This window comes from Variovorax sp. Soil_C_19 (genome assembly GCF_057657255.1).
The window spans coordinates 65524-83813 of record NZ_JBDGIV010000006.1; the positions used below are offsets into that span (position 1 = coordinate 65524).

14 protein-coding genes are annotated in these 18290 nt (G+C 68.6%); 7 read left to right on the forward strand and 7 right to left on the reverse strand.

Going from position 1 to position 18290, the window contains the following annotated elements:
- Window positions 1–3 precede the first annotated feature (3 nt).
- From AC3A6R_RS14705 to AC3A6R_RS14720, 4 genes are read left to right on the forward strand one after another with little or no spacing between them, the layout of a single operon-like run.
- Window positions 4–1911, forward strand: coding sequence for a TRAP transporter large permease (locus AC3A6R_RS14705; protein ID WP_487860532.1), 1908 nt, complete (start codon window positions 4–6; stop codon window positions 1909–1911).
- A gap of 42 nt (window positions 1912–1953) precedes the next feature.
- The gene (locus AC3A6R_RS14710) at window positions 1954–2493 is read left to right on the forward strand and encodes a VOC family protein (protein WP_487860531.1); all 540 of its coding nucleotides are present in this window, start codon (window positions 1954–1956) and stop codon (window positions 2491–2493) included.
- A 2-nt stretch (window positions 2494–2495) separates the two neighbouring features.
- On the forward strand, window positions 2496–3764 hold the full coding sequence (locus AC3A6R_RS14715) for a ribulose-bisphosphate carboxylase large subunit family protein (protein WP_487860530.1): 1269 nt from the start codon (window positions 2496–2498) through the stop codon (window positions 3762–3764).
- Window positions 3761–5086: a four-carbon acid sugar kinase family protein gene (locus tag AC3A6R_RS14720; protein WP_487860529.1), complete on the forward strand. Its 1326-nt coding sequence runs from the start codon at window positions 3761–3763 to the stop codon at window positions 5084–5086. The genes AC3A6R_RS14715 and AC3A6R_RS14720 overlap by 4 nt, the downstream gene beginning before the upstream one ends.
- A gap of 36 nt (window positions 5087–5122) precedes the next feature.
- Here the strand turns inward: AC3A6R_RS14720 and AC3A6R_RS14725 are convergent, their stop codons facing one another.
- Both AC3A6R_RS14725 and AC3A6R_RS14730 read right to left on the reverse strand, forming a co-directional pair.
- A complete protein-coding gene (locus AC3A6R_RS14725) occupies window positions 5123–5992 on the reverse strand; it encodes an alpha/beta hydrolase (protein WP_487860528.1) in 870 nt (289 codons plus the stop codon).
- A 109-nt stretch (window positions 5993–6101) separates the two neighbouring features.
- Window positions 6102–7778 (reverse strand): methyl-accepting chemotaxis protein, encoded by a 1677-nt coding sequence (locus AC3A6R_RS14730; protein WP_487860527.1) that lies wholly within the window; start codon window positions 7776–7778, stop codon window positions 6102–6104.
- A gap of 121 nt (window positions 7779–7899) precedes the next feature.
- Between AC3A6R_RS14730 and AC3A6R_RS14735 the strand changes: the two genes are divergently transcribed.
- Window positions 7900–9546, forward strand: a complete 1647-nt coding sequence (locus tag AC3A6R_RS14735) for a phosphoethanolamine transferase (RefSeq protein WP_487860526.1) — start codon at window positions 7900–7902, stop codon at window positions 9544–9546.
- Between the two features lie 18 nt (window positions 9547–9564).
- Here the strand turns inward: AC3A6R_RS14735 and pgaD are convergent, their stop codons facing one another.
- The 4 genes from pgaD to pgaA are packed head-to-tail and all read right to left on the reverse strand — an operon-like array spanning window position 9565 to window position 15980.
- Complete coding sequence (pgaD, locus tag AC3A6R_RS14740; protein ID WP_487860525.1) at window positions 9565–10149, reverse strand: poly-beta-1,6-N-acetyl-D-glucosamine biosynthesis protein PgaD; 585 nt, start codon at window positions 10147–10149, stop codon at window positions 9565–9567.
- Window positions 10139–11416, reverse strand: coding sequence for a poly-beta-1,6-N-acetyl-D-glucosamine synthase (pgaC, locus tag AC3A6R_RS14745; protein ID WP_487860524.1), 1278 nt, complete (start codon window positions 11414–11416; stop codon window positions 10139–10141). The genes pgaD and pgaC overlap by 11 nt, the downstream gene beginning before the upstream one ends.
- Window positions 11413–13467 (reverse strand): poly-beta-1,6-N-acetyl-D-glucosamine N-deacetylase PgaB, encoded by a 2055-nt coding sequence (gene pgaB / locus AC3A6R_RS14750; protein ID WP_487864706.1) that lies wholly within the window; start codon window positions 13465–13467, stop codon window positions 11413–11415. Before pgaB ends, pgaC begins: the two co-directional genes overlap by 4 nt.
- Entirely contained in the window at window positions 13467–15980 is a 2514-nt protein-coding gene (gene pgaA, locus AC3A6R_RS14755; protein ID WP_487860522.1) for a poly-beta-1,6 N-acetyl-D-glucosamine export porin PgaA, read from the reverse strand. Before pgaA ends, pgaB begins: the two co-directional genes overlap by 1 nt.
- Window positions 15981–16491: 511 nt before the next feature.
- On the opposite strand from pgaA, the gene AC3A6R_RS14760 reads away from it, so the two are divergent.
- Window positions 16492–16686 (forward strand): hypothetical protein, encoded by a 195-nt coding sequence (locus AC3A6R_RS14760; protein WP_487860521.1) that lies wholly within the window; start codon window positions 16492–16494, stop codon window positions 16684–16686.
- Window positions 16687–16914: 228 nt separating this feature from the next.
- On the opposite strand, the gene bdcA is transcribed toward AC3A6R_RS14760, so the two are convergent.
- Window positions 16915–17628 (reverse strand): SDR family oxidoreductase, encoded by a 714-nt coding sequence (gene bdcA / locus AC3A6R_RS14765; RefSeq protein WP_487860520.1) that lies wholly within the window; start codon window positions 17626–17628, stop codon window positions 16915–16917.
- A gap of 70 nt (window positions 17629–17698) precedes the next feature.
- Here bdcA and AC3A6R_RS14770 point away from each other — a divergent pair, with 70 nt between their 5' ends.
- On the forward strand, window positions 17699–18289 hold the full coding sequence (locus AC3A6R_RS14770) for a TetR/AcrR family transcriptional regulator (protein ID WP_487860519.1): 591 nt from the start codon (window positions 17699–17701) through the stop codon (window positions 18287–18289).
- Window position 18290: the final 1 nt, after the last annotated feature.

The window sequence follows — 18290 nt, forward strand, 5'->3', positions numbered from 1 at the left end:
GCCATGGTGCATGAATCCACTTTCGACGCGGTGCCCCTTCCCGGTGGCGGCGCAGGTGCCGGGTTGCCGGCCAACGCGCTGAGCCGCATGGCCGCGCGCGCCGACCGCGTGCTCGGCGGCGCGGTCGAGGCCGTGGCCGCGCTGCTGGTGCTGACCGAGATCGGCGTGCTGTTCGCGGGCGTGGTGTCGCGCTACGTGTTCCATGCGCCGCTGGTGTGGTCGGACGAGCTCGCGTCCATCCTGTTCCTGTGGCTGTCGATGCTCGGCGCGGTGGTGGCACTGCGGCGCGGCGAGCACATGCGCATGACCGCGCTGCTGCAGACGGTGCGGCCTTCGACGCGCGCCCTGCTCGATGCCTTCGCCATTGCGGCCTCCATCGCGTTCCTGGTGCTGATCGTCTGGCCGTCGGTCGACTACGCCTATGAAGAGTCGTTCATCGTCACGCCCGCGCTGGAGATCAGCAACGCCTGGCGCGCCGCCGCAATCCCGACCGGCATCGGCATCATGCTCGTGATGGCGCTGCTGCGCCTGCTGCGGATGTGCACGGGCCGGCAGATCGCGGTCGCGGTGCTCGGCATGGCCGCGCTGGTAGGCGCCTTCTGGCTCGCTGCGCCGCTGTTCGCGTCGCTCGGCAAGTTCAACCTGGTGATCTTCTTCGTGGTGGTGGTGGCGGCCACGGTGCTGTCGGGCGTGCCGATCGCGTTCTCGTTCGCGCTCGCCACCTTCGGCTACCTGGCGCTCACCACGCGCACGCCGCTGCTGGTGATGGTGGGCCGGCTCGACGAGGGCATGTCGCACCTGATCCTGCTGGCGGTGCCGCTCTTCATCTTTCTGGGTGCGCTGATCGAGATGACGGGCATGGCGCGCGCAATGATCCAGTTTCTCGCGAGCCTGCTGGGCCATGTGCGCGGCGGCCTGTCGTATGTGCTGATCGGCGCGATGTACCTGGTGTCGGGCATCTCGGGCTCCAAGATCGCGGACATGGCCGCGATTGCGCCGGTGCTGTTCCCCGAGATGGTCAAGCGCGGCGCCAAGCCCGGCGACCTGGTCGCGCTGCTGTCGGCCACAGGCGCACAGACCGAGACCATTCCGCCGTCCATCGTGCTCATCACCATCGGCTCGGTCACCGGCATCTCGATTGCCGCGCTGTTCACGGGCGGCCTGCTGCCGGCCGTGGTGCTGGGCGCCGCGCTGTGCGTGGTGGTGTGGTGGCGCTATCGCCATGAAGACCTGAGCGGCGTTGCGCGCCACAGCAAGCGCGAGATCGGCCGGCTGCTGCTGGTCGCGCTGCCCGCGGTGCTGCTGCCCTTCGTGATCCGCGCCGCCGTGGTCGAGGGCGTGGCCACGGCCACCGAGGTGTCGACCATCGGCATCGTCTACTCGGCACTGGTCGGGCTCTTCGTGTACCGCCAGTTCGACTGGCAGCGGATCAAGCCGATGCTCGTGGACACCGCCTCGCTCTCGGGCGCGATCATCTTCATCGTCGGCTGCGCCACGGCCATGGCCTGGGGCCTGACGCAGTCGGGCTTCTCGCAGGACCTGGCACGCATCATGGGCGCCCTGCCCGGCGGCACCTATGGCTTCCTGGCCGTGTCGATCGTCGCGTTCATCGTGCTGGGCAGCGTGCTCGAGGGCATTCCGGCGATCGTGCTGTTCGGCCCGCTCCTGTTTCCGATTGCCAAGGCCGCGGGCGTGCACGAGGTGCACTACGCGATGGTCGTGATCTTCGCGATGGGCATCGGCCTGTTCGCGCCGCCCTTCGGCGTGGGCTACTACGGCGCCTGCGCGGTCAGCAAGGTCAACCCCGACGAAGGCATCCGGCACATCTGGGGCTACATGGCCGCGCTGCTGGTGGGCCTGGTGATCGTGGCCGCGTTCCCGTGGTTCTCGACCGGCTTCCTCAAGTTCTGATTTCCACACAACAACACACTCACATCACCGGAGCCAACCGCAATGAGTCGATTCCTCGGCGAGATTCGCCAGCTGGGCTATGTCGTGCACGACATCGAGGCCGCCATGGACTACTGGAGCACCACGCTGGGCGTTGGCCCGTGGTTCTACAACCCGCGCGTGCCCATCAAGAACTACCGCTACAACGGCGAGGCGCACGAGCCCCACAACTCGGTGGCGCTGGCCAACTCGGGCTATGTGCAGGTCGAGCTGATCCAGACGCGCAACGACGTGCCCTCGATGTACCGCGACTTCTTGCAGGCCGGGCGCACGGGGCTGCAGCACGTGGCCTACTGGACGGCCGACTACGACGCCGACCTGGCGCGCCTGACCGCGCAGGGCTTCAAGCCCGTGATGAGCGGTGAAGTGGGCGAGCGCGGCCGCTTCATCTACTTCGACACCGAGTACCACCCGGGCACGGTGATCGAGCTCTCCGAAGTGGCGGGGCCCAAGGGCAAGATGTTCGACCTGATCCGCAGCGCCTCCGAGGGCTGGGACGGCAGCACGCCGGTGCGGCCCTTTCCCGACCTGAGCACGCTGTGACGATGGCGCCCGATCGCGTCCGCGCGCGCTACCTGATCGAGACGCCGCTCGCGCCGGCCGCCGTGGCCGAGGTGATGGCCGGCGAGCAGTCGTGCGGCACCTTCACGCGGGTCGAGGGCGAGACCGATGCGCTGCGCGAACGCGCGCGCGCCACGGTCGAAGCCATCACCGAGCTGGCACCCGCCGAGGCGCCGAGCCTGCCGAATGCGCTGCTCGAACGCAAGGGCATGCGCGGGCCGTGGCGGCGCGCGCACGTCGACATTTCGTTTCCGGTGGCGAACATCGGCGCCAACCTGCCGACGCTCTCAGCCACGGTGTCGGGCAACCTGTACGACCTGGGCGAAGTGACCGGCCTACGGCTCGAATCGCTGCAGCTCCCCGCCGCCTACCGCGCGCGCTTCGAGTTTCCGCGCGCCGGCATCGCGGGCACGCGGCGCGCCACGGGCGTGGCGAGCGGTGCGCTGGTCGGCACGATCCTCAAGCCGAACGTGGGGCTCTCCGCCGACGAGACCGCGGCGCTGGTCGCCAGGCTCTGCGCTGCCGGCGTCGACTTCATCAAGGACGACGAGGTCTGCGCCGACCCTGCGCATGCGCCGCTCGCCGAGCGCGTGCCCGCGGTGATGGCCGTGGTGCGCGCACACCATGAGCGCACCGGCAAGCATGTGATGGTGGCGTTCAACATCACCGACGAGACCGATGCGATGAAGCGGCATGCCGACCTCGTCGAGCGCGAAGGCGGGTCGTGCGTGATGGCCAGCCTCAACTGGTGCGGCCATTCGGGCATCCAGACCCTGCGCCGCCACACCGGCCTGGCGCTGCACGGCCACCGCAATGGCTACGGCGCGCTGTCGCGCCATCCGCTGCTGGGCATTTCGTTCCAGGCCTACCAGACGCTCTGGCGGCTGGCCGGCGTCGACCACATGCATGTGCACGGCCTGCAGGGCAAGTTCTCGCAGCCCGACAGCGAGGTCGTCGAATCGGCGCGCGACTGCTTCACGCCGCTGGCCGAAGGCATCGACGACCGCGTGATGCCGGCGTTCTCGTCGGGGCAATGGGCCGGAACGGTGCCCGCGACCTGGGCCGCGATCGGCAGCGACGACCTGCTCTTCATGGCGGGCGGCGGCATCCTCGCGCATCCCGATGGCGCGGCAGCGGGTGTCACGAGCATCCGCCAGGCCTGGGCGGCCGCGCGCGCGGGCACGGCGTTGCAAGACGCCGCGAAGCACGCGCCCGAACTCGCGCGCGCCCTCGCCTTCTTCGGCAAGCCATGACGCCGCCTCCGGCCGTCGTCTACTACGGCGACGATTTCACCGGTGCCACCGACACGCTCGGCACCGCCGCGCGCGCGGGCCTGCGCGCGCTGCTGTTCCTGAAGACGCCCGATGCGGCGCGGCTCGACGCGGCGGGCCCGCTCGATGTGCTCGGCATCGCCGGCGCGGCGCGCGCGATGTCGCCCGAGGAGATGCAGGCCGAGCTCCGGCCCGTGGCCGCACTGTTCCGCTCGCTGAAAGGCGCGCGCGTGCTGCACTACAAGACCTGCTCCACCTTCGACAGCGCACCGCACATCGGCTCGATCGGTGCCGCGGTGCGCGTGCTGCGCGCGGCGGTCGAGACGCCGTGGACCGCGGTGGTGGGCGGGCAGCCGAACCTGGGCCGCTACTGCCTGTTCGGCCACCTGTTCGCGGCCGCGGGCAGCGGCGGCGAGGTCTTTCGCATCGACCGGCATCCGACGATGCGCCGGCATCCGGTGACGCCGATGGACGAATCTGACCTGCGGCTGCACCTTGCGAAGCAGGGGCTGGCCGATGTGTGTTCGATGCCGTTCACCGCGGCGTCGCAGGGCGCCGAGGCGCTCGACAGCGCATTGCAGCAGGCGCTCGATGCGCCGCCCGCGGACGCGGTACTGTTCGACGTGGCCGACGCGGAGCAGCTCGCTGCCATCGGCCAGGTGCTCTGGGCGCGTGCGCGCAGCGCTACCCTGCTGGCCGTGGGACCGAGCAGCGTGGTGGATGCGCTCGGAAGCGCGATGGCGCCGCGTGATGACGCCGGCGCGCGCGTGTTAGAGCGGCCCACGGTGGCGCCGGCGCACGGGCCCGTGCTGGTGCTGGCGGGAAGCCTGTCGCCGGTGACCGCGCGGCAGGTCGCCGCGGCGCGCTCCTTCGACATCGTCTGGCTCGATACGCCCGCCCTCGCGCAGCGCGATGCCGCCACGCTCGCGCGCCATGCAGAGGAGATCACGCAGTGCCTCGCGCACGGCCGCCATGTGCTGGCATGCACCCGCGCGCCCGCTGCGGACATGCCGCCGGCAGAAGTCAACGCCCAGGCACTCGCGCGCGCCGGCGGCGAGTTGCTGGCCCGCGTGCTCGCGATGGCGCCGCTGCGTCGCATCGGCATCGCAGGCGGCGACACCTCGAGCCACGGTGTGCAGGCGCTCGATGCCTGGGGGCTTTCCTACATCGCCGACCTGGGCGCCGGCGCCTCGCTGTGCCGCATGCACAGCGACGATGCGGCGCTCGACGGGATGGAGATCATGCTCAAGGGCGGACAGATGGGCGCGCAGGACGTGTTCGAGCGGCTGGTGCATGGCACCTGACGCGCGCGGCACGGCGCGTGACGCGGCTTCTTCGGCCTACTCGAAGATCCGCACCATCGCGTCTTCGAACGCGAGAACGTCCGCGCCCACATGGCTCGCGCCGAACTCGGTCTCGATGAGCTGCAGCCCTGGATAGTGGCGGTCTGAAATGCGCTGGTACATGGCCTTCACATGCGGCCCGTTGCAGTTTCTGTCGCAGTGCGCCAGGATCAATGTGACGGGAAGCGGCCTTCCGGCCAAGGCGTCGAACATCTTCTGCTCCAGCTGGTAGAGATGCGACTGCTGCTGCCAGAAGGCGGCCTCGATCGAGATGAAATGCGAGAAGACCAGGTTGTCGGGCGCTTCCAGGAACAATGCCGAGGCCGCGAGGTTGCCGCTCGTCGACAGGCCCGTGAGCATGCGCATCTTCGGATCGGCCCGGTACTTCGATTCGATGAAGGGAATCAGCTCCTTCGCGAGGAAGGCGTGGTAGGCGTCGGCACCGGGAAAGTTGTAGTCCTCCTGCCTGCGCGCGGTGTTGCCGATGCCGATCAGGAGCGCCTTCGTCCCGCGCTTCAGCAGGATGTTGCGCAGGTTCATGAAACGCGTGTCGGGCTGCCCGTTGGTGGCGTCGCCATCGAGCGCATAGATGGTGGGGAACGCATCGCTGCCAGCTTCGTAGGCCGCCGGAATGAAGATCGTGATCGGGTAGGTCACGCCGTTGGTGCTCGAGGTGATGCTCTCGCTCACGACACGGCCATCACCCGAGGGCGCGGGCGGCTGTACCGGCGCGCCGCTGGTCGGCGGCAGCATCGGCACGCCACCGCCGCCCCCACCTCCTCCACCGCCGCCGCAGGCAGACACGCCCGCAAGAAGCACGCAGCACCCGAGCGCCATGAGCACACGGCGAAGTTTGTCCAATCGCATGACGAGCCCTCTTTTCCTCCGGTGCCAGCCGCACCGGGCTGGGATCGTCGCTGTTAACAAGGAGGGCGTCAACGCCCGGGCGGTGTGCGAAGCCTGCGCTGTGCCGGTATCAGCCGGCGGTCGGCTGCAGCCGCAGCGCGGGCCCCGGCAGGCGCACCGGCACGGGACCGGGCCGCACCGCACCGGTTGCTGCGGCACGGTCTTCCTCGGGCAGCACGAAGCGGCTGATCAGCGCGTCGAGGCTTCGCGCCTGGTCGTGCAGCCCTTCCGACGCCGCAGTGGACTCTTCCACCAGCGCGGCATTCTGCTGCGTCATCTGGTCCAGGCGCGCGACCGCGCTGTTGACCTGCGCGATCTCCCGGCTCTGCGCCTCGGCCGCGGCGGTGATCGTGCCGAGGGTGCCGGCCGCCAGATGGACCGAGTCCATGATGCGGGCCATGGTGCGGCCGGCGCCGTCGACCAGCGCGGTGCCGGCTTCGACGCGCTGCACCGTGTCGCCGATCAGGCTCTTGATCTCGCGCGCGGCGGCGGCCGAGCGGGTCGCCAGCTGGCGCACTTCGGCGGCCACCACCGCGAAGCCCCGGCCCGACTCGCCGGCCCGCGCGGCTTCGACGGCTGCGTTCAGCGCGAGGATGTTGGTCTGGAACGCAATGCTGTCGATCACGCCCACGATGTCGGCCACCTTGTGCGAGGCGCGCTGGATGTCCTGCATGGTGCCGACCACCTGCGACATGGCCTCGCCGCCCTGCACGGCCACCTCGGCGGCCGTGCCCGCCATCTTCTCGGCGCGCGCTGCCTCCTCGCTCGACTGCTGCACGCCATGCATCAATTGCGCCAGCGCCGCGGCCGTCTGCTGCAGGCTGGCGGCGGTGTTCTCGGTGCGTGCCGAAAGGTCGGCGTTGCCGTGGGCGATCTCGCCGGCGGCGCTGCGCACGCCCTGCACCGACTCGCGCACGCGCGCCACCAGTTGGCGCAGGGCGCCCTGCATCGCGCCGAGGGCCAGCAGCATCTGCCCCGCCTCGTCGCGCGCATGGCCCTGGATGTCGTCGCGCAGGTCGAGCCGCGCAACGCGCTGCGCCGTGTCGCCCGCCAGCCGGATCGGACGGCAGATGCTGCGCACCAGCCACAGCGCCAATCCGCTCCCGAGCAGCAGCGCGGCGGCGCCGAACAGCGCCAGCGCCAGGCGGGCCGACGCGCTCAATTCCTCGATGCGCCGGCCGGCCGCGTCGATGGCTGCGCGCTGCGAGCCGGCGAGCCCCGACACGGCCGCGAGCAGCGCGGCGGCGCTCGGCTGGAAGCGCTGCGCATACACCGTGCGGATGCGCTCGGTGAGGCCCGAATCGCGCGCCGCCACCAGCTCCTTGACGGCGGCATTGAAGTCGCGGGCCGCGGCTTCGGCCGTCGCCAGCCGCTCGCGGTCGGCGTCCGAGCGCAGCCGGCCGGCAAGCGCTTGCAACCGCGCATGGAACCGGGCGTCGGTCGCCTGGATGTCGGCGGCCAGGATCTCGCCGACCTCCGGCTCGGAGCTCAGCGCCATGGCCTTGTAGCGCTCGGCATTGATGGACTGCAGGCGATAGGCGTCCTCGGCCATGCGCTCGGAGACGCCGCTCTGGAGAATGGTCTCGCGCGTGGCCTCGTCGATCTTGGCGAGCGATGCCATGCCGATGCCGGCCCCTGCGAGTGTCAGCAGCACGACGGTGCCGAAGGTGAGCAGCAGGCGACGGGCGAGAACGTTGGAGCGCGGGGAAGCAAGGGCGTGGGGGATGGGGTCGGTGGTCGCAGGCATGGTTCGACCGTCCTGCTGGCGGGACGGCAAGGGAGATGCACACATTGGACAGACATCTTGTTACGGCGTGTTGACGGTGCCGACCTTCCGGGCCGGTTCGCTCTGCCAGAATCCACCGCGCATGAACCACCCCGAAGCCGACCGCCTCCGCGAACCCGCTCGCGCAGCCTATCGGGGTGTCTGGTTCGCCTTCGCGGCGATCGCGGCCGTGCTGCTCGCGATGATCGTGCTGGGCCATGACGGGCGGCGCATCGCCCAGCTCGTCGCGCTCGCCGCGCCGGCCCTGGCGTGGATGCTCTGGCCGATACGCAGCCCGGTGCTGCATCGGTTCCGCACCGTGGCCATCTGGCTCTGGGCCATGGCTTTCACGTTCGACGGCGTGCTCCGCGCCTACCTGCTCGACACCTACCAGGCCGCGCCCGACAGCTCTTTCGTGCAGGCTGCAGCGGCCAACACCAACAGCCGCGAGACCTACGAATACCTCGCCACGCATTGGCGCGCCATGTTGATCTGGTCGGGCGCGGTCGTCGTGGCCGCGCTGATCGTCGCGCGGTCGGCCGGCCATGGCATGCGACAGGCAGATCGCTGGCCCCGCGGCGTTGTCGCGGTCGTTGCGCTGGTGCTCGTCGTGGGGAGCATCGCGCACCTCAGCAAGCCGTGGCGCCGGCTCCATCCGGTCTTGTTCTGGGCCAATTGGCACGACGCGGTACACAAGCTCCGCGCCGGCTGGGCCGACCAGCACGAGGAGCGCGAAGCCGCGCACGCACGTGCGCGGTCGGTCGCGCCGGTGATCGACAAGGAAGGGCCCTCGACCGTGGTGCTCGTCATCACCGACAGCATCAATCGCGACAACATGTCGCTCTACGGCTACCAGCGCGCCACCACGCCGAGGATGCAGGCCCACAAGGGGCAGCTGCAAGACAAGATGGTCGTCATGCGCAATGCCTGGTCGGTCGATGCGAGCACCCTGCCCTCGCTGCGCAACATGTTCAATTTCGGCCAGCCGCAGAGCGAGCAGCCGCAGCACGTGCTGGCGCTCGCGCGCGCCGCCGGCTACAAGGTCTGGTGGATGAGCAATCACGACGACGTGGCGATCGAACAGCAGCACGCGAAGCTGGCCGACATCGTCGACATCGTCAACCGCGTGCCGGGACGGGCCGGCGCTTCGCTCGACGGAGAACTGCTCGATTGCGTGCAGGAAGCGCTCGAAGACCCGACCGAGCGCAAGCTCATCGTGGTCCATCTGATGGGGGCGCACCCGCACTACAGCCTTCGCTTTCCCGCGGGCCAGAACCCTTTCGACGACCGGATCGACGATGTGGAAGAAGGGCTCGAGAAGCGCGGTCGATCGGCCTGGGTGCGAAAGTTCCGGCAGGAGTACGACTCGGCCATGCTCTATCACGACTTCGTGGTGTCCGAGACCCTGCAGCTCACGCGCCGGATCGGCCGCCCGAACGAGTATCGGGCATGGCTGTACCTGTCGGACCACGGGCAGGAAGTCGGCCACGGCAGTGACCATGCCGGCCACAGCCCTTCGACGGCATCGGGCTACCGCATACCGGCGGTCATCTGGCGCAACAGCCCCGAGTGGTCGCCCCACCCGGCCATCGGCGAACGGCCCTTCCGGGCCGACTGGATGGGCTGGACATTGGCCGACTTGCTGCACCTTCGATGGCATGGCGGCAGCAGCAATCGCAATGCCCTGGGGACGGACTACGGGTGGGTTGCGCCGGAGCTGCCGGTGAAGGTCGAGTCGTTCGTCCGTTGAACGGACGAAGCCACCGAACTAGCGCGCCGTGGGTGCCGGGCGCAGCGCGGGCTCCAGCAGGCCCGGCGTCGTGTCTTGTGCATCATGCAGATGGCCGTGCAGATCATGCTGCACCAGCAATTGCCGCGCGCGCTGCCAGGCCGACAGGCGCGCAGGTGGCACGGAGATGTACGACGCCAAGGCAAACAGCGACGAATGCGCCTCGTCGGCAGGTGCTGCGCGCCGGCGCTGCATCCGCCGCAGCGGCGCAATGGCCAGCATCGACGCGAGGATCGCGCCGATGACGAGGGCATACAGTCCCAGCAGATGCAGCACTTCGGGTTGCGAGCGTGCGCCGAGCACGTAAGGCCATGCGTACCAGACAGCACAGAACCAGATAGCAACGTTCACTGCGGGGCGCAGCACGCGCAGCCACAGGTACATGGCGAGGGTCCGCAGGGGCGAGCGGCCGTCACCGAAGGCGCGCAGCGGAATGCGTGCGGCGTCGATGATCGGTTCTTCTCCCGCGGGCTGCCCCCAGGAACGGCGCCGCACGGGTGGCGTGGCGTCGGTACCGGCGGTGGTGGTGGTGGCTTGGATGTGTAGATTGGATTCAGGGTGCATTGGAAACTCCTCGGTCAGGGCTCGTCCACACCGCGCGCTTGCCGCGACGGCGCAACAGGGCCTTAGGTAAGGCGACCACCGTGGCCGCCATGGTGATGGTCCAGAAAGCGATCGGGTACCAGATGGTCCCGACGAAATAGCGCATCAGGTCTCGGTCGTAGCGACGGTCGATCCACAGGCTCAGCAGCATCTGCAGGATGCAGGTCATCGCGAGCAAGGTGCCTTGCCAGTGCGGCAGCAGCGCCGAATGCCACGCCGATCCGGCGGGCAGGAAGGGGCGCAGAACGCCGATGATCAGAACGAGCGCCATGGCATAGGCCCACACCACGCTGACCATGTACTCGGCGTAGATCAGCCACATGCGCCAGTGACGAGGCCGCAGGATGCGGGTGGTGTAGCGCAGCATGGTCTGTATGCCCCCGAGGGCCCAGCGCTCGCGCTGGTTCCAGAGTCCACGCAGCGTCTCGGGCATGAGGATCCAGCACAGTGCGCGCGGCTCGAAGCGCAGCTGCCAGCCGCCGAGCTGGAGCTTCCAGCTCATGTCGATGTCTTCGGTCATCACGTCGGGACTCCAGAAGCCCACGTCGATCACCGCGCGGCGGCGGAACATCGCGATCACGCCCGAGACGGTGAACAAGGTGCCCACCAGCTGCTGAGAGCGCCTGATGAGGCCGATGATCGAGGAGAACTCGCCGACCTGCATGCGTCCGAGCAACGAGGTGCGGGTGCGGATGCGCGGATTGCCGGTCACGGCGCCGATGCGCTCGGAGTCGAGCATCGGCTTGAGCATCCATGCGATGGCGTTGACGTCCACCAGCGCATCGCCATCGATGCCGAGAATGTATTCGCCGCGCGAGAGCTGGCAGGCGGTGTTCAGACCCACAGCCTTGCCCTGGTTGCTTGTGTTGTGAATCACCCGCAACCGGCTGTATTCCGCCGTCATGGCGTCGAGCAGGTCGCCTGTGCCGTCGGTGCTGCCGTCGTTGACCGCGATCACCTCGAAGTTCGGATAGCGCGTACGCATCAGCTGCTCGATCACCTCGCGCAGGTGCGGTGCCTCGTTGAAACACGGCACCACCACGGTGACCAGGGGCTGCGATGCAAGCGTCTCCAGGGGATCGATGTCGACGTCCCGTCGGCGCTCGAAGAACCAGGCGTGCGACAGCCCACCCGCCATCCATACGTACGCCATGAAGAACGGGTAGTAGAAGACGAAGCCGAACAGCAGCGATGGCAGCATCTGCGAAAGGTCGTGAAAGGTGTTCATGGCGAGCGGCTCTCTGGCGCAGTGCTGGCTGCGGGTGTCGTGGCTTGAATCGGCAGGGCGCGCGGCAGCTGGGTGCGCACCGAGATCGCGCGGCGCACGACCTCCAGCGAAGGCTGGTTGTTGAGGAAGTCGTCCGGGTAGTAGCCCAGGTGCCTCACGCCCATGCGATGCAGCAGCGCCCATTGGCGCGCGAGTTCTTCGTCGGCCACCGGCTTGCCGGTGCGCCAGTCACGTGCCTGCAGTTCGAACACGGTGCCGTCCAGGCCGCCCGGCGTGGACGCCACCCGGCGCGCCAGGCGCGAAAGCCAGGCGTTCGCATCGTCCTCGCGCTCCATGCGGGGCATGGCCATCAATGCCACGTAGTCGTAGGCGGCGAGCGAAGCCTCGTAGCTCTGTGCGAACCACTGCTCCGCGGCCGGGTCGAGCACCGGCCGCGCGTAAAGGTTGCGCGCGGTTTCGAGGCCCGGCCGCCAGGCACCCGTGCGCGCGGCGAGCTCTTGCGTGAATTCCGTCAGGTAGCGCGTCTTGGCGTCCGTCCAGCGCGCCATCAACGCTGGATCGGCCCGGATGGCGGCCACGTCGGCCGGCAGGCCCCAGTGGCCGTAGGCAGCGAGCGCGGAGGGGCTTGCGTCCTCGTCGTCCGAGAGCGTGGCATCGTCATGGAACAGCAGGCCCTCGAAGAAGGCATGGCGCCCCAGGTCTTCGTAGATGTCGCCCACGAGCGAGCGCACCGCCGGATCGAAGGGCGACAGCCGGTGGTAGCGGTCGACCGGTGTGCCGCCGTCCGTGGTGCGCACCGTGTGCGTCGCCAGCGGGTTGGATGCCGGCAGCCGAAACGCCATGACCGGCATCCACGCGTAGACCTTCACGCCGGTGCGGCTACGCAACTGCCAGGCCGCGCGGCCGAAGAGGTCGGCCCTTGTCGGAAGCTGGCGGTTCGGAAAGTAGAGCGCATCGGCCACGCCGTCGCCGTCGGGATCGGCATAGGCCTGCAGGAACACCGCGCGCGGCCGTACCGCGGCCACGCGGTCGATCAATGCCGAGAGGTTGCGTTCCTGCTGCGCCGGGTCGGGATCGTAGACATAGTCCAGGTCCACATGCATGACCCGGTTGATCGGCCGCAGTTCGCCGCCGACGGGGCTGCGCAGCAGCCGGGCGTAGTCCGGCCCTTCGTTGTCGTAGGCCACCAGCGCGCGGCGAATGCGAGACAGCGGCACCGATGGAGCGTTCGGCCCGTCGTCGAGCGTGAAGCCGACCGGCATGCCTGCGCGTTCGGCGGCCTTCAGTGCCACGGCGTTGTAGGCGCCATAGGGCCACACGATCGCGCGGACCTTGGCGCCGGTGCGCGCCTCGATGATCTGCCGGCTGCGGCGCAGGTCCGACTCGATGCGCTGCATGTAGGTCGCGTCGTCCTCATAGCCGGCGGTGGCCGGATCGTAGCGGTGGGTCGCAGCCGACGGCAGCATGTTGCCTTGGGGATTGGCCTGCACGCCGGTGTGCAGCGCGTCGCTGTGACTCGCCAGTTCGACCAGGCCGGAGCGCGCCATTTCGGCGGCTTCGCTCCAGCGGAGGAAGTTGCCGCGGGGCACGGGCTTGTCGCCGTAGGCGACGTTGCCGTTCTCCGGTGCCTCGAGCCAGCCCGTCACCAACGCCAGCAGCGCCGGATACTTGAAGCGCTGCAGCAGCGGGAAGACCTTGGTATAGGCGCTGCGGTAGCCATCGTCGAAGGTCAGCAGCACGGGTCTGGAAGGCAGCGGGTTGCCGCCGGCGCGCGCATCGATCACCTGCTGCAGGCTGATCGGGTGGTAGTCGTTGTGCTGAAGCCAGGCAAACACATCGGCGAGCGTGCGCTCGTCGATGGCGGTTTCGTCGGGTGAGTCTTCGAAGCTCGCTCGCACGTCGCCCCGCACGTCGTGAAAGGAAAGCACGCGAAAGCTCACGCCATCGTCGGCGTCGGCCGGCGGCAGCGGCTGCGCCTGGCCCGGGAGCGCAAGGCCCAGCAGCAGCCAGGCAGCGGCGGCGCGCAGGAAGGGAAAGAGGTGGGTTCGCATCACGGCAGAGGCATCGAAAGATTCATGAAGACGCTGCGCTGTCGTTCGCGCACACCGTCGTAGGGATGGCTGGAAATACCCAGCCCGTATCGCAGAGTCAACTTCGGGCCCAGGGCCCATTTGTGTTCGTAGCGCAGGGCCCAGAGCGGGCCGGTGCCGAAGCCGGCCTGGTGGTAGCGGCCACCGGTGGCCTCGATGGCCTGAAAGAACTGCCGGTCGTCGCTTTTCCAGTTGAGCCATTGCGCGCGCACGGTCAGTTGCGCGCTGGCGTCGCTCGACGGGCTGAAGTACGGCACCTCCTGCTGCTGGCTGCGGCTGGCGCCGGCGCCGAGCCGCGTTTCGAGCTGGAAGCGTGGCGTGCTGACCCAGCGTTCGTGCCAGGTGAAGTCGAGGCCGTTGCGCAGATTGCCGTCGCTGAAGTCGAGCCGCCGCCATTGCAGATCGAAGCGGCGCGCCTCGTCGACGACATGGCTCAGGGCGGCACCGGTTTCGCGTGCGCCGACGCCGGCCACGCGCGCCTTCCATGGCAGTTCCTTGCTGTCGCCATCGAAAGTGCCCGAGAGCCGCCATGCGTCTCCCGCTCGGTAGTCGAGGCGACCGGCCATGCTGGACCGGTACGGCCCGGCGTTCGAGCGCTGTACGGCGCCCTCCGCCAGCCAGCGGCCGCGCTGCCAGTTCAGGCCGATGCCGCTGCGCGCCCAGCGGGCGTTGCCGATCGAGGTGTCTCCGCGCCCGAGCGACTGGTCGTAGAAGATGCGCCATTCGTCGTCGATCAGGCCCGAACTGAGCCGGCTGTCGACGCGCCATTCACGGTCTGCGATCGCACCACCTCCCGTCGAACCTTCGGCATCGACCTCGAGCAGAGGACCCGTGAACGCACGTCGCATGCGGCCCAGCTCGCGCACTTGCGCCGTGTCCGGCGCGTCCGCCTCGAGCGATGCGGCGCGGCGGCGCGCTTCAGCGAACTCGCCCGCGTCGAGCAGCGCCTCGACATGGCCGGCGCGCGCGCCGATGTCATGAGGTTGGTCGGCGGCAAGCGCCTCGAAGCGCGCGAGCGCCGCTTCGGGATGGTCGCGCAACCGTTCGGCGAGACCGGCACCGGCGGCGAATTCGGCATTGAGCGGCGCTTCGCCGGTCAACAAGGCGAAGCGCCGTTGCGCGAGTGCGTGCCGGTCGCCGTAGAGCAGCAGCTTGCCGCGCATGCCGTTGATGTCGGTGTACTGGTCATTGGGCCGGCCGGCTTCCGGCGCGAGCCGCATCAGCGCCGGCGTGGCGGCTTCGATCCGCGTCAGCAGTGCGTCGGCTTCTTCGAAGCGGCCGGTGTCGAGGTAGGCATAGGCCAGCCCCAGGTAGAGCGGATCGGGCACTGGCAGGTTCGCGTCGCCCGCGGCAACAGCCGCTTCGAACAACGGCACGGCCTCGGCCGAGCGGCGTTCTTCCGCGAAGGCGCGCGCCGCCGCGCCGAGTGCGTACGGCGGGAGATCGGTGCCGCTCTCGCGCAGCATCTCGTACTGCGCAATGGCGTCGGACGGGCGTCCGCGTTCGACAAGGGCCAGCAGGCGATCGCACGCCAGGCGCAAACGTAGCGTGCGCCATGCCTCGGTGTCCGCAGGCTCGGCGCGCGGCGCCGATGCATCGATCCGAGCCAGTGCGCCCTGCTGTTGCGCCAGCACCTTGTCGAGCGCAACCACCCGGGCAGCGCCCATGAGTTCGTCGCGTTCGCGCACGGCCCAGCGCAATTGCTGGGCGAGTGCCTGGTGTTGCAGCGTGGACAAGGCCAGCGCAGAGAAAGTCCCGGGGTGCGCCCGTTCTGCCGCCTCGGCGTCGTCGAAAGCGGCCGATGCCGCGCCACTCGAAGCCATCAGAAATACGACCTCGCGTTGCGCGTCACGTCCTTCGGGCTGCAGCGCGGCGATCTCGGTGTACGCCGCGAGCGCTTGCAGCGGATGGCCCTCGGCACGCGCAATGGCCGCATGGAGTTCGAGCCCTTCCACGCGCTCCGCGTCTTCCGTGGGCGCGGGTTCCACAAGCGCACGATGGATGTCTCTGGCACGGGCGGTGTCACCGCTGTCGAGACGCCAGAACCCCTCGTGGATCCGCGGCGCCCGCGCTGCGGGCAGGCGTTCCCGCCAGACCGCGACGGTTTCGCCTTGCAGCGCAAGGTCTTGCGTGCGGCGTGCAGCACCTGCCAATGGACCCAGCGCGTAGTCGTGCAATCCGGCGGGCGACCGCTCGCGGCCCAGGACCACCGCTTCGGCGAACTGGCGGTCGTCGACCGCGATCACGACCGCGTCGGACACCGCGCGTTGGCGCTGGGCATTGCTGAGCGGCATGGCAAGCCACGCCTTCAGCTGCGCCAATGCCTGTGCGGCCGAGATGCGGCCAACGCGTTGCGCGTCGATCAGTTCGTCGTGTTGGCGGGCGTCGTATGACGCCGTGCTGCGCTCTGCGGCGGCCGGCGGCTCGATGCCTTTCGGATTGGCAAGCGCCGCCGAAGCGCCGAAAGCCAGCATGCAAACGATGGGGGGTAAGACACGCACTTTCTGTGCGAGGTACTGAGGCAAGGCGTCGGGCTGCGCTGAATTGCGCGCGGCCACGACCCTGCCTCCATCAATCTTGTGGAATGGCACTCTGCTCCCTTGGGTGACACCGCTGCGCAGCGAGTCGCCAGGGCAGAAGCGAACGTTCAAGCACAAACTCGTGTGCCGGAAAGTTAGTAAAAACGGACTCTATGAGGATTTGCTAACAAAAGGTCGCGTTCTGGCAAAGATGTGGCCAGAGCGTGACCTGGTGCGCAGAAACCGGCTTATCTCCGCGGTTGAGCGCAAGAAAGCCTTCGAAGGGCTTGAATTGGCGTGTCAGCCGATCCAGCGATCGGAGCCGGGCCCTTGTCCGACGCTCAGAATCCCGGGGCGGGCATAACTTAAGTTCTCCCCGCTCCCTCTGCGGGACCTGGATGCACCACCGCACCCAGGTTTACACCCAGCTGCGCGCTGGGTTTTTTTCTCGCTCACCTGGACACACATGGCCGTTAAGAAGAACGACACGCTCGCCCGCATTCGGCAGAAGTTTTCCGTCCCCGCACGCCGCGGCGGATTGGTCAAAGTAGCGGGCGTGAGTGGCGTCATCACCGGCATGAGCGGAGACTGCGTCAGAGTGAAGCTGGTGGGAATGGAGCGAGGCGTTCCATTTCACCCGCATGAGATCCACTATTCGTAGCTTGCTGGCGGGCGAGACGCATGCTCCATGAGGAGCGAAAGGCCGGTGCCGCGCGCCGTGATCGAGGGCCTCAGCGCTCAGGGCAGTTCTGCAAGTGAACGCCCGTGAGCCCCGTCTGAAGACGCGCGCGAAGCTCATCGACGAACTGCATCGGCTTCGCAGGTGGCGTGGTTCCGCAGAAAGCCATCAGCACCTTCTTCCCGCTTCTCAACGCGGGCTGCTGGCCGGTCAAGCCCCGAAAGCGCCGTCGATCGTGTGCATGGCCCCGGTCACGAAACTGGCTTCGGGGCCCGCCAGCCAGGCCACCATTCCCGCCACCTCGTCCGAGCGCCCGTGGCGCTTGATGGCCATGAAGCTGTGCATCAGGTCCTTCATCGGACCGTTCTCGGGGTTCGCATCGGTGTCGATCGGACCGGGCTGCACGACGTTGATCGTGATGCCACGCGGTCCGAAGTCGCGTGCCAACCCGCGCGCCATTCCTTGCAGCGCGGATTTGCTCAGCGCATAGGACGCCATGCCGGGCAGCGGCATCCGGTCACCGTTCACCGAACCGATCACGATGATCCGCCCGCCGCTGGGCATCTGCCGCGCGGCCTCCACCGAGGCGTGGTACGGCGCATGGACATTGATGCGGAACAGTCGATCCACCGCGTCCGGGTCCTGCTCGAGCGCGTCGCCGAAGATCGCGATGCCGGAGTTCACCACGAGCACGTCCAACGGGCCGCTGTCACGGACCCGGGCAATGACGGCGTCCCGATCGGCACTGTCCGTCGAATGCGCCGTGCTGCCGGTTTCCTCGGCCAGGCGCTGTGCCGCTTCCGGTGAGCCGGCGTAGGTGAACGCCACCCTCGCGCCGTCCGCCACGAAGCGCCGTACGATGGCGGCCCCAATTCCCCGGCTGCCGCCGAGCACCAAAACCGACTTGCCTTTGAACGCTGACATGGTGTTCCTTCATATTAATGTAGTGCATGATACATAATTCCCTTTGGTCCATGTCAAGGATTTTGTAATCATGACTACAGATATTGCGCGCACCCGTGGCCGGCCACGCGCATTCGATCCGGACGAAGCCGTCGCGACCGCGCAGCGCCTCTTCCACGAGCGCGGCTACGACGCGCTCGGCGTCTCCGACCTCACGAAGGCGCTCGGCATCAACCCGCCGAGCTTCTACGCGGCGTTCGGCAGCAAGGCCGGCCTGTACGCGCGGATCCTCGATCGTTACGCCAAGACCGGCGCTGTCCCGCTCTCGGAGATCCTGGGCGCCGACCGTCCATTGGCGGAATCGCTCGCGCAGGTGCTGGAGCATGCCGCTCGCAGCTACGCCGCCGACCCCCACGCGACGGGGTGCATGGTGCTCGAGGGCACACGCGCCAACGACCCAGAGGCGCGTGGCGCAGCCTGCGGCTTCCATGCGGCTGCGCAAGACGTGATCCGTCGCTGCATCGCCGAGCAGTACCCGCAAGAAGCGGATCGGCTGGCGGATTTCGTCTGCACGACTATGGCCGGGCTCTCGGCGAGCGCGCGCCACGGGCAAGGTCTCGACCGCCTGCTGGCCACCGCGCGGCTTGCGGGCGAGGCGATCAAGCAGGCCCTGCCGGGTTGAA

Coding starts and splice junctions, on each gene's coding strand:
- AC3A6R_RS14705 (WP_487860532.1), top strand. CDS start 4: ATGGTGCATGAATCCACTTTCGACGCGGTGCCCCTTCCCGGTGGCGGC.
- AC3A6R_RS14710 (WP_487860531.1), top strand. CDS start 1,954: ATGAGTCGATTCCTCGGCGAGATTCGCCAGCTGGGCTATGTCGTGCAC.
- AC3A6R_RS14715 (WP_487860530.1), top strand. CDS start 2,496: ATGGCGCCCGATCGCGTCCGCGCGCGCTACCTGATCGAGACGCCGCTC.
- AC3A6R_RS14720 (WP_487860529.1), top strand. CDS start 3,761: ATGACGCCGCCTCCGGCCGTCGTCTACTACGGCGACGATTTCACCGGT.
- AC3A6R_RS14725 (WP_487860528.1), bottom strand. CDS start 5,992: ATGCGATTGGACAAACTTCGCCGTGTGCTCATGGCGCTCGGGTGCTGC.
- AC3A6R_RS14730 (WP_487860527.1), bottom strand. CDS start 7,778: ATGCCTGCGACCACCGACCCCATCCCCCACGCCCTTGCTTCCCCGCGC.
- AC3A6R_RS14735 (WP_487860526.1), top strand. CDS start 7,900: ATGAACCACCCCGAAGCCGACCGCCTCCGCGAACCCGCTCGCGCAGCC.
- pgaD (WP_487860525.1), bottom strand. CDS start 10,149: ATGCACCCTGAATCCAATCTACACATCCAAGCCACCACCACCACCGCC.
- pgaC (WP_487860524.1), bottom strand. CDS start 11,416: ATGAACACCTTTCACGACCTTTCGCAGATGCTGCCATCGCTGCTGTTC.
- pgaB (WP_487864706.1), bottom strand. CDS start 13,467: ATGCGAACCCACCTCTTTCCCTTCCTGCGCGCCGCCGCTGCCTGGCTG.
- pgaA (WP_487860522.1), bottom strand. CDS start 15,980: ATGCTGGCTTTCGGCGCTTCGGCGGCGCTTGCCAATCCGAAAGGCATC.
- AC3A6R_RS14760 (WP_487860521.1), top strand. CDS start 16,492: ATGGCCGTTAAGAAGAACGACACGCTCGCCCGCATTCGGCAGAAGTTT.
- bdcA (WP_487860520.1), bottom strand. CDS start 17,628: ATGTCAGCGTTCAAAGGCAAGTCGGTTTTGGTGCTCGGCGGCAGCCGG.
- AC3A6R_RS14770 (WP_487860519.1), top strand. CDS start 17,699: ATGACTACAGATATTGCGCGCACCCGTGGCCGGCCACGCGCATTCGAT.